A 15,806-nucleotide genomic window follows, 5' to 3' on the forward strand; every position below is an offset into this window, starting at 1 on the left:
AAAGCGGGTCGCCCTTGTATCTGTTTGAAAGCCTGAATCAACTGATTCAAACCTACCTGCCGGAAGACCAAATCAAGCGTCTGCGGCAGGCGTATCTCGTTGCACGTGATGCTCACGAGGGGCAAACACGTTCAAGCGGTGAACCCTATATCACGCACCCGGTGGCGGTTGCCTGCATTCTGGCCGAGATGAAACTCGACTATGAAACGCTGATGGCGGCGCTGCTGCATGACGTGATTGAAGATACACCCGCCACCTATCAGGACATGGAACAGCTTTTTGGTAAAAGCGTCGCCGAGCTGGTAGAGGGGGTGTCGAAACTTGATAAGCTCAAGTTCCGCGATAAGAAAGAGGCGCAGGCCGAAAACTTTCGCAAGATGATTATGGCGATGGTGCAGGATATCCGCGTCATTCTCATCAAACTTGCCGACCGTACCCACAACATGCGCACGCTGGGCTCACTTCGCCCGGACAAACGTCGCCGCATCGCCCGTGAAACACTCGAAATTTACAGCCCGCTGGCGCACCGTTTAGGTATCCACCACATTAAAACCGAACTCGAAGAGCTGGGTTTTGAGGCGCTGTATCCCAACCGTTATCGCGTAATCAAAGAAGTGGTGAAAGCCGCGCGCGGCAACCGTAAAGAGATGATCCAGAAGATTCTTTCTGAAATCGAAGGGCGTTTGCAGGAAGCGGGAATACCGTGCCGCGTCAGTGGTCGCGAAAAGCATCTTTATTCGATTTACTGCAAAATGGTGCTCAAAGAGCAGCGTTTTCACTCAATCATGGACATCTACGCTTTCCGCGTGATCGTCAATGATTCTGACACCTGTTATCGCGTGCTGGGCCAGATGCACAGCCTGTACAAGCCGCGTCCGGGCCGCGTGAAAGACTATATCGCCATTCCAAAAGCGAACGGCTATCAGTCTTTGCACACCTCGATGATTGGCCCGCACGGCGTGCCGGTTGAGGTCCAGATCCGTACCGAAGATATGGATCAGATGGCGGAGATGGGTGTTGCCGCGCACTGGGCTTATAAAGAGCACGGCGAAACCAGTACTACCGCACAAATCCGCGCCCAGCGCTGGATGCAAAGCCTGCTGGAGCTGCAACAGAGTGCCGGTAGCTCGTTTGAATTTATCGAGAGCGTTAAATCCGATCTCTTCCCGGATGAAATTTACGTTTTCACACCGGAAGGGCGCATTGTAGAGCTGCCTGCCGGTGCAACGCCCGTCGACTTCGCTTATGCGGTGCATACCGATATCGGTCATGCCTGCGTGGGCGCACGCGTCGACCGCCAGCCTTACCCGCTGTCGCAGCCGCTTACCAGCGGTCAAACCGTTGAAATTATTACCGCACCTGGCGCTCGCCCGAATGCCGCGTGGCTGAACTTTGTCGTTAGCTCGAAAGCGCGCGCCAAAATTCGTCAATTGCTGAAAAACCTCAAGCGTGATGATTCTGTAAGCCTGGGCCGTCGTCTGCTCAACCATGCGTTGGGTGGCAGCCGCAAGCTCAATGAAATCCCGCAGGAAAATATTCAGCGCGAGCTGGACCGCATGAAGCTGGCAACGCTTGACGATCTGCTGGCTGAAATCGGCCTTGGTAACGCAATGAGCGTGGTGGTCGCGAAAAATCTGCAACATGGGGACGCCTCCATTCCACCGGCAACCCAAAGTCACGGACATCTGCCCATTAAAGGTGCCGATGGCGTGCTGATCACCTTTGCGAAATGCTGCCGCCCTATTCCTGGCGACCCGATTATCGCCCACGTCAGCCCCGGTAAAGGTCTGGTGATCCACCATGAATCCTGCCGTAACATCCGTGGCTACCAGAAAGAGCCAGAGAAGTTTATGGCTGTGGAATGGGATAAAGAGACGGCGCAGGAGTTCATCACCGAAATCAAGGTGGAGATGTTCAATCATCAGGGCGCGCTGGCAAACCTGACAGCGGCAATTAACACCACCACCTCGAATATTCAAAGTTTGAATACGGAAGAGAAAGATGGTCGCGTCTACAGCGCCTTTATTCGTCTGACCGCCCGTGACCGTGTGCATCTGGCGAATATCATGCGCAAAATCCGCGTGATGCCAGACGTGATTAAAGTCACCCGAAACCGAAATTAATGTTTTATGAACCCAACACGTTATGCACGCATCTGCGAAATGCTCGCCAGGCGGCAGCCTGATCTGACCGTCTGCATGGAGCAGGTCCACAAACCTCATAACGTTTCTGCGATTATTCGTACTGCAGATGCCGTTGGCGTACATGAAGTTCATGCTGTCTGGCCTGGCAGTCGGATGCGCACAATGGCTTCGGCTGCGGCTGGCAGCAACAGTTGGGTGCAGGTGAAAACGCACCGCACCATTGGCGATGCCGTCGCTCATCTGAAAGGCCAGGGCATGCAGATTCTGGCAACCCATCTTTCTGATAACGCTGTCGATTTCCGCGAAATTGATTACACTCGCCCGACCTGTATTTTGATGGGACAGGAGAAAACAGGCATCACGCAGGAAGCATTGGCCCTGGCGGATCGGGACATCATCATTCCGATGATCGGCATGGTGCAATCGCTGAATGTTTCCGTTGCCTCAGCCCTCATTCTTTACGAAGCCCAGCGCCAGCGGCAAAATGCGGGCATGTACCTGCGTGAAAACAGCATGTTGCCGGAAGCAGAGCAACAACGCCTGCTGTTTGAAGGCGGCTATCCGGTGCTGGCGAAAGTCGCAAAACGCAAAGGCCTGCCTTACCCCCACGTCAATCAGCAGGGCGAAATTGAAGCCGATGCCGACTGGTGGGCCACTATGCAAGCTGCAGGGTAAGTACCATGAAAGGTCGCCTGTTAGATGCTGTCCCGCTCAGTTCCCTGACGGGCGTTGGTGCAGCGCTTAGTAACAAGCTGGCGAAAATCAACCTGCATACCGTGCAGGATCTACTCTTACACCTTCCCCTGCGCTACGAAGATCGCACCCATCTCTACCCCATCGGAGAACTACTACCGGGCGTTTATGCCACGGTAGAAGGCGAAGTACTGAATTGCAATATCTCCTTCGGCGGTCGGCGGATGATGACCTGCCAGATCAGCGACGGTTCCGGCATTCTCACCATGCGCTTTTTCAACTTCAACGCGGCAATGAAAAATAGCCTGGCGACAGGCCGCCGCGTGCTGGCCTATGGCGAAGCAAAGCGCGGTAAATATGGTGCGGAGATGATCCACCCGGAATACCGCGTGCAGGGCGATCTCAGTACGCCAGAGTTGCAGGAAACGCTAACGCCGGTTTACCCAACAACGGAAGGCGTAAAGCAGGCCACGCTGCGTAAATTAACCGATCAGGCGCTGGATCTGCTCGACACCTGCGCCATTGAAGAACTCCTGCCGCCGGAACTGTCACAAGGAATGATGACGCTACCGGAAGCGTTGCGCACTTTGCACCGCCCGCCGCCGACGCTACAGCTTAGCGATCTGGAAACCGGCCAGCATCCGGCACAACGTCGTCTGATTCTGGAAGAACTGCTGGCGCACAACCTCAGCATGTTAGCCTTACGTGCCGGAGCACAGCGTTTTCATGCCCAGCCGCTGAGCGCCAACGACGCGCTGAAAAATAAACTCCTCGCAGCCTTACCGTTCAAGCCAACGGGCGCACAGGCACGCGTAGTGGCGGAGATCGAGCGCGATATGGCGCTGGATGTGCCGATGATGCGTCTGGTGCAGGGCGATGTAGGTTCCGGTAAAACGCTGGTCGCCGCCCTCGCCGCGCTGCGTGCGATTGCGCACGGCAAACAGGTGGCATTGATGGCACCAACCGAATTACTCGCCGAACAGCACGCCAATAACTTCCGCAACTGGTTTGCACCGCTCGGTATCGAAGTGGGCTGGCTCGCCGGTAAACAGAAAGGTAAAGCACGGCTGGCACAGCAGGAAGCCATCGCCAGCGGTCAGGTGCAGATGATTGTTGGCACCCACGCCATCTTCCAGGAACAGGTGCAGTTTAACGGCCTGGCGCTGGTGATTATCGACGAACAGCATCGTTTTGGCGTGCATCAGCGTCTGGCGTTATGGGAGAAAGGCCAGCAGCAGGGCTTCCATCCGCATCAGTTGATCATGACCGCCACGCCGATCCCCCGCACGCTGGCAATGACTGCATATGCCGATCTCGATACCTCGGTGATAGATGAGCTGCCGCCAGGCCGCACGCCAGTGACGACAGTGGCAATCCCGGATACCCGCCGCAACGATATTATCGACCGCGTGCGCCACGCCTGTATGACTGAAGGGCGTCAGGCGTACTGGGTGTGCACACTCATTGAAGAATCAGAATTACTGGAAGCGCAGGCGGCGGAAGCTACCTGGGAAGAGTTGAAACTGGCGCTACCAGAGTTGAATGTTGGCCTGGTACACGGGCGGATGAAACCTGCCGAGAAACAGGCGGTGATGGCGTCGTTTAAACAAGGTGAGCTACACCTGCTGGTTGCCACTACCGTTATTGAAGTCGGCGTTGATGTGCCTAACGCCAGCCTGATGATTATCGAAAACCCGGAGCGTCTGGGTCTGGCGCAGTTGCACCAGCTTCGCGGGCGTGTAGGTCGTGGTGCGGTGGCTTCTCACTGCGTGTTGCTCTACAAAACACCGCTCTCTAAAACGGCGCAAATTCGCCTGCAGGTACTGCGCGACAGCAACGACGGTTTTGTGATTGCACAGAAAGACTTAGAGATTCGCGGACCGGGTGAACTGTTAGGTACGCGTCAGACGGGTAATGCTGAGTTTAAAGTGGCGGATTTACTGCGCGATCAGGCGATGATCCCGGAAGTTCAGCGCCTGGCGCGACATATTCACGAACGTTACCCACAACAGGCAAAAGCCCTGATAGAACGCTGGATGCCGGAGACGGAACGTTACTCGAATGCGTAAAAGGCGGCGGTGAGAAGACCGCCGCTTCATCGGTTAACCGGCAAAAATCGGCAACATTAAATACAGCTTAATCACCAGCGCGTTAACGATATCAATAAAGAACGCACCGACCATCGGCACTACCAGGAACGCCATGTGCGACGGGCCAAAACGTTCAGTGATCGCCTGCATGTTGGCGATTGCCGTTGGCGTTGCACCGAGGCCAAAACCACAATGACCCGCAGCCAGCACTGCCGCATCGTAGTTTTTGCCCATCATGCGCCAGGTAACGAAGATGGCATACAACGCCATGAAGATGGTCTGTACCACCAGAATCGCCAGCATCGGCAGCGCCAGCGAAGCCAGCTCCCATAGTTTCAGCCCCATCAGCGCCATCGCCAGGAACAACGACAGGCTTACGTTACCAAGCACGGATACCGCACGCTCAAAGACGCGGTAAAAGCCCATCATTGACAGACCGTTGCTCAGAATCACGCCAACAAACAGTACACAGACGAAGGTCGGCAGTTCAAAAGCAGTGCCAGCCAAAAGTTGCGCAACAATTTTCCCCACCGTCAGGCAGATAGCAATCAGCGCGATAGTTTCAATCAGCACCAGCGAGGTGATCATGCGGCCCACATCCGGCTTTTCGAACGCCGTCGGGACTTCCTGGTCATCCGGAATACCGTTCGGCGTGGTGGAGTGTTTCACCAGATAGCGCGCTACCGGACCGCCAATCAAGCCGCCCAGCACCAGACCAAACGTCGCACAGGCCATCGCCACTTCCGTCGCATTGGTGAAGCCATAGCGTTCAATGAACAATTTACTCCACGCAGCGCCCGTACCGTGACCGCCGGAAAGCGTAATAGAACCGGCCAACAGCCCCATCAGCGGATCAAGCCCTAACAGGCTAGCCATACCAATGCCAATGGCATTTTGCATCACCAACAGACCAACAACCACAATCAAGAAGATGCCAACCACACGCCCACCGGCACGCAAACTGGCAATGTTGGCGTTCAGGCCAATGGTGGCGAAGAATGCCAGCATTAACGGATCGCGCAGGGACATATCAAAGTTGACTTCCCAGCCCATGCTTTTTTTCAGTACCAGTAGCGCCAGCGCCACCAACAAACCACCCGCAACAGGTTCCGGTATGGTGTATTTCTTCAAAAAGGAGACGGAATGGACCAACTTACGCCCGAGCAGCAACGTCAGCGTTGCGGCAACAAGCGTTGCTAAAGTATCGAGATGAAACATAGTTACTCCTTTGTATCCGCATCACTCTTTCATACTCGTCATACTTCATCGCGCAGTGGCAACTTATGAACTATGACGGGTATCGAGTTATGCTTTCCTGGGTCAAATTCTCAGCTGTTAATGAACAAATGGCATGGATTTTAAGCAGAAAAATACCAAAAGTTATATAAAAAAGTGCATTTATCTCATTTAAATATTTAGATGAGGATGTGGCAAACGTTTGCTTTTCTCTTTCGGTCAGCTAAAATGCCCGCTTTGCTATCACGGGATTGTTTTCGATGTCTGTTTCCACCCTCGAGTCAGAAAATGCGCAACCGGTTGCGCAGACTCAAAACAGCGAACTGATTTACCGTCTTGAAGATCGTCCGCCGCTTCCTCAAACCCTGTTTGCCGCCTGTCAGCATTTGCTGGCGATGTTCGTTGCGGTGATCACGCCAGCGCTATTAATCTGCCAGGCGCTGGGTTTACCGGCACAAGACACGCAACACATTATTAGTATGTCGCTGTTTGCCTCCGGTGTGGCATCGATTATTCAAATTAAGGCCTGGGGTCCGGTTGGCTCCGGGCTGTTGTCTATTCAGGGCACCAGCTTCAACTTTGTTGCCCCGCTGATTATGGGCGGTACCGCGCTGAAAACCGGTGGTGCTGATGTTCCTACCATGATGGCGGCTTTGTTCGGCACGTTGATGCTGGCAAGTTGCACCGAGATGGTGATCTCCCGTGTTCTGCATCTGGCGCGCCGCATTATTACGCCGCTGGTTTCTGGCGTTGTGGTGATGATTATCGGCCTGTCGCTAATTCAGGTTGGGTTAACGTCCATTGGCGGCGGTTACGCAGCCATGAGCGATAACACCTTCGGCGCACCGAAAAATCTGCTGCTGGCAGGCGTGGTTTTAGCCTTAATTATCCTGCTTAACCGTCAACGTAACCCATATTTGCGCGTGGCCTCACTGGTGATTGCGATGGCGGCCGGATATGCGCTGGCGTGGTTTATGGGCATGTTGCCAGAAAGCAACGAACCGATGACGCAAGAACTGATTATGGTACCAACGCCGCTCTATTACGGCCTTGGCATTGAATGGAGTCTGCTGCTGCCGCTGATGCTGGTCTTTATGATCACTTCGCTGGAAACCATTGGCGATATCACGGCGACCTCTGACGTTTCCGAACAGCCAGTGTCCGGTCCGCTGTACATGAAACGCCTGAAAGGCGGCGTGCTAGCAAACGGCCTGAACTCGTTTGTTTCGGCGGTGTTTAACACCTTCCCGAACTCCTGCTTCGGGCAGAACAACGGAGTGATCCAGTTAACCGGTGTTGCCAGCCGCTATGTCGGTTTTGTCGTCGCGCTGATGTTGATCATGCTGGGTCTGTTCCCGGCAGTGAGCGGTTTTGTACAACACATTCCTGAACCGGTTCTGGGCGGCGCAACGCTTGTAATGTTTGGCACCATCGCCGCCTCCGGTGTGCGTATCGTTTCTCGTGAGCCGCTGAACCGTCGGGCGATTCTGATTATCGCGCTGTCGCTGGCGGTCGGTCTGGGCGTCTCTCAGCAGCCGCTGATTTTGCAGTTTGCCCCTGAATGGCTGAAAAACCTGCTCTCCTCCGGGATCGCCGCGGGCGGTATTACTGCCATCGTGCTGAATCTGATTTTCCCGCCAGAAAAACAGTAATTCACTGGCGGCGGTAAGATAATTACCGCCGCAGTCTCACCTCTTTCACCATTCCCGCCTTGAGGATTGCGCGTAAATCGTGCATAACTCCCTTATGTGCTTTTCACGGGATGGAAGACCATGAAATTTATTGGGAAGCTGCTTCTTTACATTCTCATCGCTCTGTTAGTGGTGATCGCTGGCCTCTATTTTCTTCTGCAAACCCGCTGGGGAGCAGAACATATCAGCGCATGGGTTTCCGAGAATAGCGACTATCATCTGGCCTTCGGAGCGATGGATCACCGTTTTTCCGCGCCATCTCATATCGTGCTGGAGAACGTCACGTTTGGTCGTGATGGCCAGCCCGCGACCCTGGTGGCAAAAAGTGTCGACATTGCGCTAAGCAGTCGGCAACTGACCGAACCACGCCATGTCGATACCATCCTGCTGGAAAACGGGACGCTGAATCTCACCGACCAGACCGCGCCGCTACCGTTCAAAGCCGATCGTCTGCAACTGCGTGATATGGCGTTTAATAGCCCGAATAGCGAATGGAAACTGAGCGCGCAGCGGGTAAATGGCGGCGTGGTTCCGTGGTCACCAGAAGCCGGTAAAGTGCTGGGTACGAAGGCGCAGATTCAGTTTAGTGCCGGATCGCTTTCGCTCAATGATGTTCCTGCCACCAATGTACTGATTGAAGGCAGTATTGATAACGATCGCGTTACGCTGACTAACCTGGGTGCCGACATCGCCCGCGGGACATTAACCGGAAACGCGCAGCGTAACGCCGACGGCAGCTGGCAAGTGGAAAATCTGCGGCTGGCGGATATCCGTCTACAAAGCGAAAAATCGCTAACTGACTTCTTTGCGCCATTACGCTCTGTCCCGTCGTTGCAGATCGGTCGCCTGGAAGTCATCGACGCTCGCCTGCAAGGTCCGGACTGGGCGGTGACCGACCTCGATCTCAGCTTGCGCAACATGACCTTCAGTAAAGATGACTGGCAGACACAGGAAGGCAAACTGTCGATGAACGCCAGCGAGTTCATTTATGGTTCGCTGCATTTATTTGACCCGATTATAAACGCGGAATTTTCCCCGCAGGGCGTAGCGCTGCGCCAGTTCACCAGCCGCTGGGAAGGGGGCATGGTTAGAACGTCAGGAAACTGGCAACGCGACGGGAAAACGCTGATCCTCGATGATGCGGCAATTGCCGGACTGGAATATACCTTGCCAAAAAACTGGCAACAGTTGTGGATGGAAACGACACCCGGTTGGTTAAACAGCCTGCAACTGAAGAGATTTAGCGCCAGCCGCAATCTGATCATTGATATCGACCCTGACTTCCCGTGGCAGCTCACCGCGCTCGATGGTTACGGTGCCAACCTGACGCTGGTTACCGATCATAAATGGGGCGTCTGGAGTGGTTCGGCGAATCTGAATGCCGCCGCCGCGACATTCAATCGTGTTGATGTTCGTCGCCCATCGCTGGCGCTGACCGCCAACAGCAGCACGGTGAATATCAGCGAACTGAGTGCATTTACTGAAAAAGGCATTCTGGAAGCCACCGCCAGTGTTTCACAAACGCCACAACGTCAGACCCATATCAGCCTGAATGGACGCGGTGTGCCGGTGAATATTTTGCAACAGTGGGGATGGCCTGAATTACCGTTGACTGGCGACGGCAATATTCAGCTTACTGCCAGTGGCGATATTCAGGCCAATGTCCCGCTGAAACCTACGGTTAGCGGGCAATTGCATGCCGTGAACGCCACAAAGCAGCAAGTGACTCAAACCATGAATGCAGGCGTCGTTTCCAGTGGCGAAGTTACATCGACGGAGCCGGTGCAGTAAAAATCAATCTCGCCGGGTACGACTCAGACGTACCCGGCATTCCATCAATAGATTACAACATAATTGTCAGCGCATTCCCTTGAGGCGTCACCACCAGCCCCTGCTCACTTTCAGCCTGCGAACCGCCTTGCAGACCATTTACTTTCACAATATTGCGCAAGCACAGTGTCCAGTTCCTCGCCTCGCCCGCACCAGTCACAGTAATCGTGTTACCAGTACGTGTTGCTTTTAGAGTAAAGATCACAGAACCGTCAGCAGCGGGCACTTCACAGACGGCTTCATGCCCGTCTTGCAGATTAAAGAGGTGGAATGCCGTGCCTTCGTGCCACGCGTAATCGGGACGTTGATCGTTGTTGCCCAGCGCCAGTAGGGTGTTATCACGCACATAAACGGGCAGACTCAGAAAGCCGTGCTGCTGTTTAAGCCAGCGACTACCATCGAGTTCATCGTTGTGCCACAGGTGTGTCCAGCGACCTTCCGGCAAGTAGAACTGCACATCGCCCGATTCAGTGAACACCGGAGCAACCATCACGTTGTCGCCTAACATGTATTGACGGTCAAGGTAATCACAAGCCGGATCGTCCGGGAACTCCATCATCATGGCCCGCATCATCGGCGTACCCCGCGCGTTCGCACGAGCAGCTTCACGATACAGATACGGCATCATGCGGCATTTCAGTTGCGTGAAGAAGCGCACCACATCACAGGACTCATCATCATAGGCCCACGGCACACGATAAGATTTGCTGCCGTGTAAACGGCTATGGCTGGAGAGCAAACCAAACGCGCACCAGCGTTTGTAAACGTGCGCCGGAGCGGTATTCTCAAAGCCGCCGATATCGTGGCTCCAGAAACCAAAACCTGAAAGGCCAATAGACAAACCACCGCGCAGGCTTTCCGCCATTGATTCGTAGTTAGCGTAACAGTCACCACCCCAGTGTACCGGGAATTTCTGCGCACCAACGGAGGCCGAGCGAGCAAACAAGACGGCTTCTTCCTCACCAACGGTTTCCTTGAGCACGTTCCACACCAGTTCGTTGTAGATGTACGCATAATGGTTATGCATTTTCTGCGGATCGGAACCGTCAAACCATTGAACATCGGTTGGAATACGTTCGCCAAAGTCGGTCTTAAAGCAATCAACGCCCATCGCGACCAGACCTTTCAGTTTGTCGGCGTACCATTTGCAGGCATCCGGATTGGTAAAGTCATAAATCGCCAGACCTGGCTGCCATTTATCCCACTGCCATAACGAACCGTCCGGGCGTTTGAGTAAATAGCCTTTCTCTTGTAACTCTTTAAAGACAGGGGATTTTTGCCCGATATAGGGGTTAATCCAGACGCAGATTTTTAGCCCTTTCGCTTTCAGGCGGCGGATCATCCCTTCCGGGTCCGGGAAAGTCAGCGGGTCCCACTCAAAATCGCACCACTGGAAGGCTTTCATCCAGAAACAGTCAAAGTGAAAAACATGCAGTGGCAGATTGCGTCCCGCCATACCATCGATAAAGCTGTTTACCGTCGCTTCGTCGTAGTTGGTGGTAAATGAAGTGGTTAGCCACAGGCCGAAGGACCACGCGGGCGGCAGCGCCGGACGACCAGTAAAACGGGTATAACGATCAAGTACCGCTTTCGGCGTCGGGCCGTCGATAACAAAGTATTCGAGATATTCACTCTCAACGCTGAACTGCACTTTGGAGACTTTCTCCGATCCCACTTCAAAAGAGACGCATTGAGGATGATTGACCAGTACCCCATAGCCACGGTAAGTCATATAGAACGGGATATTTTTATACGCCTGTTCAGTACTTGTGCCGCCGTCCCGGTTCCAGGTCTCTACCGTCTGGCCATTGCGCACCAGGGCAGTAAAGCGCTCTCCCAGACCGTAAACTGTTTCGCCAACGCCAAGATCCAGCCGCTCAAACATATAATTTCGCTGATTATTCGTGTCCTGCACGTAGCCATTATTTTTCACCTGACTACCGGTAATACGTTCGCCGTTACGCAGAAAATCCAGTGACCAGAACTCACCTTTGCTGACACGCGTACTTAAGTTGCCACTTTTAAACTCAGCGTAACGTTCTGTGTTTTCGATTGTGACCTTCACATCCTGCAAAATATTGAGCGGATAATGAGGACCGTTATTCAGCGCCCCCTGAAAATGCTCAATCCGAACACCGACAATACCTTCCTGTGGGGAGAAAAAGCGCAGCGTAAATAAAGGCGTGTCAAGCTGCCAGGTACGTTCACGTACATCACGGGGGGCAGCATAGACCACCATTTCATTACCCTGCTGTTCAACCTCGAACACCTGAAGCGGGTGAATCAAATTGAGGCCGGGTTGAATCAACCAGTTTCCATCGCTAATTTTCATTGCCGTTCCTTAGTTCTGCACTTCTTGAGAGGTGAATTGTTGCTGGCAACGGCGTTTGCCCTGAGCCAGCTGTTCCATAACGGTTTTCAGATTGTGCGTCGTGAGTGAGTAGTAGCGTTTAGCGATAATCGCGCTCAGCAAATAACAGATCGCCGGAACAATCGTGAATAGCGCGATAATGATGCTAATCGTGGCGCTGTTCTGCGCTTTTTCTGCCGCATCATATCCGCCATAAGCCAGCATCCAGCCGATAAGAGCGCCGCCGAAGGCCAATCCCAGCTTGAGCACAAACAGCGTGCCAGCAAAACTGATCCCGGTCAGGCGTTTACCATTGCACCACTCGCCGTAGTCGACGGTATCGGACATCATTACCCACTGGATAGGTGTCACCAGTTGATGCAACACGCCAATCACGAAGATGAAGACAAACATAGTGATGCTGGCCTGCATAGGAACAAAGAACATCGCGAGGCTAATCACTGCCAGCAGGGCGTTCGTCCACCAGAAGATAGTGACTTTACATTTCCAGTCGGTCAGCGGTTTCGCCAGTGCGGAACCAATCAGGTTACCCACGCAATAAGTGGTAAGAAAAGCGACAAACACTTCCGGCGTACCCAAAATCCATGTGACGTAATACATCATCGCCCCGCCGCGTACGCATACCGCCAGAATATTGAAAATGGTCAGGAAACCGACAATACGCCACTGGTCGTTTTGCCAGATATCACGTAAATCTTCCCGCATAGACGTCGTTGTAGGTGGTGCTTCAACGCGTTCTTTAGTGGTGAAGAAACAAAATGCCAGCATCATAAATGCCACCACGGAAAGGACCGCGATACCGCCCTGGAAACCGAGTGGTTTATTATCACCACCAATTAAATTAACCAGCGGCATCATCAGCACAGTAGAGAGCATGCCTCCCGCGGTCGCCAGCACAAAACGCCAGGATTGCAGCGAGATACGCTGAGTCGGGTCATTGGTGATTACACCACCCAATGCGCAGTAAGGGATATTAACGATGGTATAAAGTAAGGTAAGTAGGGTATAAGTAATTGCTGCATAGATCATTTTGCCGTTCATACTGAGATCTGGCGTGCTATAGGCCAGTACACAGACGATCCCGAATGGCAGTGCGCCAAACAGTACCCACGGACGAAATTTACCCCAGCGAGAGCGCGTTCGATCGGCCAACAACCCCATGCAAGGATCGGAAATCGCATCCAGTGCACGAGCGACCAAAAACATGGTTCCGACAAATCCGGCAGGTATGCCAAAAATATCGGTATAAAAGAACATCATATATAACATTACGTTATCGAAAATAATGTGGCTGGCGGCGTCTCCCATGCCATAACCAATTTTCTCTTTAACGGACAACACTTCACTCTTCATCTGCTTTTCCTTGATGCTATAGGGGTGCTGAGACCGATAACGCATTTTGTAAACCATCCCTGTGAGAGCGAATATTCCGATATCTGGTTATTAATTTATGATTCTTGTTTTATGTGATCGTGGTAGCGTTAATTCCGCTCATATATCATTGTAAAATATAGGTTTTATGTGAACTATAATGCTTTCGTGATAATACGCTGCATGTATTAGGTGGAAAAAACTGATCTGGGGGATGTAGAAACTCAAGGAAGTAGCTATAATGCGCCCCGCCTCCATGTAGCAATCGAGGCGCGGAAGATCGTCGTCTCCGGTGAGGCGGCTGGACTTCAAATCCAGTTGGGGCCGCCAGCGGTCCCGGGCAGGTTCGACTCCTGTGATCTTCCGCCAGTTTACCTCTTCTGAACTCTCCCAATGTCAATAAATCTCTTCTAATCCCTTGTATATCAGTATTTATTTGTATCCTGAGGTCAACCTACTTCACCCCGTATCAAGTTTCTTTTGGGGGTACTTTAGGGGGTGTTATTTCCTATTGAAATACAAGCACCCCCATAATAGGAAAAATGTGATACATAACAACGGCTTTTAACAACATCTTTGTTATACAAGGGGTGTATTGGGGGTATCAGGTTAGTTACTGGCAGAAATCCCCCTCAGGAACATGAATTCATCAAAAGCCGGAGGATGTCATGGCATTAACCGATATCAAAGTGAAAACCGCAAAACCCAAAGACAAACCCTATAAGCTTGCTGATGGCGGCGGTATGTATCTACTGATTAACACTAATGGTTCTAAATACTGGCGCATGAAGTACCGCTTTGCTGGTAAAGAAAAGATGCTTTCTATTGGCGTATACCCCGATGTAACGCTAGCCGATGCTCGCGAGAAACGCAGTGAAGCCAGGAAACTCCTCGCTGCTGGAGGCGATCCAGGGGAGGCAAAAAAGGAAGAAAAAATCGCGCAGCAAATAAGTCTGAAAAATACGTTCGAGGCTATTGCTCGCGAATGGCACCAGTCAAAAGCCGATCGGTGGTCATTACGCTATCGTGATGAAATCATTGATACCTTTGAAAAAGACATTTTTCCCTACATTGGCAAGCGCCCTATTGCCGAAATCAAACCAATGGAGTTACTGGAAGCACTGCGTAAAATGGAAAAACGTGGAGCTCTGGAGAAAATGCGCAAGGTACGCCAGCGCTGTGGTGAGGTGTTCCGCTATGCAATTGTTACTGGCCGGGCAGACTATAACCCAGCCCCCGATCTTGCCAGTGCTTTAGCTACACCGAAAAAAGTACATTTTCCCTTTCTTACTGCTAATGAACTTCCCCACTTCCTCAACGATCTGGCGGGTTATACCGGAAGTATAATCACTAAGACAGCTACTCAGATCATTATGTTAACCGGCGTACGAACACAAGAACTGCGTTTTGCACGCTGGGAAGATATCGATTTTGAGACAAAATTGTGGGAGATCCCGGCAGAAGTAATGAAGATGAAGCGACCTCATATTGTGCCGCTCTCTGAGCAGGTTATTATGCTATTTAAGCAGCTTGAACCAATCTCAAAACATCATCCCCTAGTCTTTATCGGTAGAAATGATCCCCGCAAACCAATTAGTAAGGAAAGCATTAACCAAGTAATTGAATTACTTGGATATAAGGGAAGACTCACAGGGCATGGTTTCAGACACACCATGAGTACAATTCTGCATGAACAAGGCTTTAACTCCGCCTGGATTGAAATGCAGTTAGCTCATGTGGATAAAAATTCCATCAGGGGTACCTATAATCATGCCCTGTATCTCGATGGCCGCCGTGAAATGATGCAATGGTACGCTGATTACATTGATTCACTCTCCAGCCGGGAAAGTTAAGTCAGAAATACTTTTCCCTGATGTTTTCCTCAATTAAGTATTTTATCCTCTGGCCTACAAGGCTGGAGGATTTTTGTTATTATATTATTTTTTTGTGTCTTCAAACTTATTACAAAAACATAATTAAAAACAAATTGACATTTTTAAATTGGCAATTACAAAATACAGCCTTGCAGTTATTTCTATACCTTTAGCAAAGGAAAAGTTGATTCAGATATAATTTAGCATTTCAATCATCTGACATCATTATAAAAAATGAGATTCACATAAAGATAAAATTATTGTTCTCAAGGAAAGCATGAAGGGGCTTCGTAAGCAATATTCATTCGGTGCCAAGACAGGACTTGATACACAGAATCTCAACTTTTATGCTCTCAGACTATATCACCACATGTTTTACAGGCTCAGAAAATGAACGGGTGATGCTGCCAACTTACTGATTTAGTGTATGATGGTGTTTTTGAGGTGCTCCAGTGGCTTCTGTTTCTATCAGCTGTCCCTCCTGTTCAGCTACTGACGGGGTGGTG

10 protein-coding genes and 1 tRNA gene are annotated in these 15,806 nt (G+C 51.8%); 8 read left to right on the forward strand and 3 right to left on the reverse strand.

The window, feature by feature from the left end; all coding sequences use genetic code 11:
* The first annotated feature begins 14 nt into the window (after window positions 1-14).
* The 3 genes from spoT to recG are packed head-to-tail and all read left to right on the forward strand — an operon-like array spanning window position 15 to window position 4,906.
* Window positions 15-2,123: a bifunctional GTP diphosphokinase/guanosine-3',5'-bis pyrophosphate 3'-pyrophosphohydrolase gene (gene spoT / locus ACJHYR_RS23660; protein ID WP_000280488.1), complete on the forward strand. Its 2,109-nt coding sequence runs from the start codon at window positions 15-17 to the stop codon at window positions 2,121-2,123.
* Between the two features lie 6 nt (window positions 2,124-2,129).
* A complete protein-coding gene (gene trmH, locus ACJHYR_RS23665; RefSeq protein ID WP_001070187.1) occupies window positions 2,130-2,819 on the forward strand; it encodes a tRNA (guanosine(18)-2'-O)-methyltransferase TrmH in 690 nt (229 codons plus the stop codon).
* 5 nt (window positions 2,820-2,824) lie between these two features.
* Window positions 2,825-4,906, forward strand: coding sequence for an ATP-dependent DNA helicase RecG (gene recG / locus ACJHYR_RS23670; protein WP_000678401.1), 2,082 nt, complete (start codon window positions 2,825-2,827; stop codon window positions 4,904-4,906).
* A 33-nt stretch (window positions 4,907-4,939) separates the two neighbouring features.
* Here the strand turns inward: recG and gltS are convergent, their stop codons facing one another.
* Window positions 4,940-6,145, reverse strand: coding sequence for a sodium/glutamate symporter (gene gltS / locus ACJHYR_RS23675; protein WP_000468836.1), 1,206 nt, complete (start codon window positions 6,143-6,145; stop codon window positions 4,940-4,942).
* Window positions 6,146-6,423: 278 nt separating this feature from the next.
* On the opposite strand from gltS, the gene xanP reads away from it, so the two are divergent.
* On the forward strand, window positions 6,424-7,815 hold the full coding sequence (gene xanP, locus ACJHYR_RS23680) for a xanthine/proton symporter XanP (protein ID WP_059328024.1): 1,392 nt from the start codon (window positions 6,424-6,426) through the stop codon (window positions 7,813-7,815).
* A gap of 120 nt (window positions 7,816-7,935) precedes the next feature.
* Entirely contained in the window at window positions 7,936-9,645 is a 1,710-nt protein-coding gene (locus tag ACJHYR_RS23685; protein ID WP_001586437.1) for an AsmA family protein, read from the forward strand.
* Between the two features lie 52 nt (window positions 9,646-9,697).
* Here ACJHYR_RS23685 and yicI read toward each other — a convergent pair whose 3' ends face one another.
* Together yicI and ACJHYR_RS23695 are read right to left on the reverse strand one after the other, a co-directional pair.
* A complete protein-coding gene (gene yicI / locus ACJHYR_RS23690) occupies window positions 9,698-12,016 on the reverse strand; it encodes an alpha-xylosidase (protein ID WP_410233157.1) in 2,319 nt (772 codons plus the stop codon).
* A 9-nt stretch (window positions 12,017-12,025) separates the two neighbouring features.
* Window positions 12,026-13,408 carry a glycoside-pentoside-hexuronide family transporter gene (locus ACJHYR_RS23695; protein ID WP_000834421.1) on the reverse strand — a complete coding sequence of 461 codons (1,383 nt, stop codon included), beginning with the start codon at window positions 13,406-13,408 and terminating at the stop codon, window positions 12,026-12,028.
* A gap of 292 nt (window positions 13,409-13,700) precedes the next feature.
* Here ACJHYR_RS23695 and ACJHYR_RS23700 point away from each other — a divergent pair.
* The 3 genes from ACJHYR_RS23700 to ACJHYR_RS23710 form a co-directional block, all read left to right on the forward strand.
* Window positions 13,701-13,795 (forward strand) — tRNA-Sec (locus tag ACJHYR_RS23700).
* A 299-nt stretch (window positions 13,796-14,094) separates the two neighbouring features.
* A complete protein-coding gene (locus ACJHYR_RS23705) occupies window positions 14,095-15,279 on the forward strand; it encodes a tyrosine-type recombinase/integrase (protein ID WP_001218900.1) in 1,185 nt (394 codons plus the stop codon).
* A 473-nt stretch (window positions 15,280-15,752) separates the two neighbouring features.
* Window positions 15,753-15,806, forward strand: a 54-nt coding sequence (locus tag ACJHYR_RS23710; protein ID WP_129692851.1) for an IS1 family transposase, incomplete at its 3' end; no start/stop codon positions are given.

The organism is Escherichia sp. WS1450 (genome assembly GCF_046487395.1).
Classification (GTDB): Bacteria; Pseudomonadota; Gammaproteobacteria; order Enterobacterales; family Enterobacteriaceae; genus Escherichia; species Escherichia coli.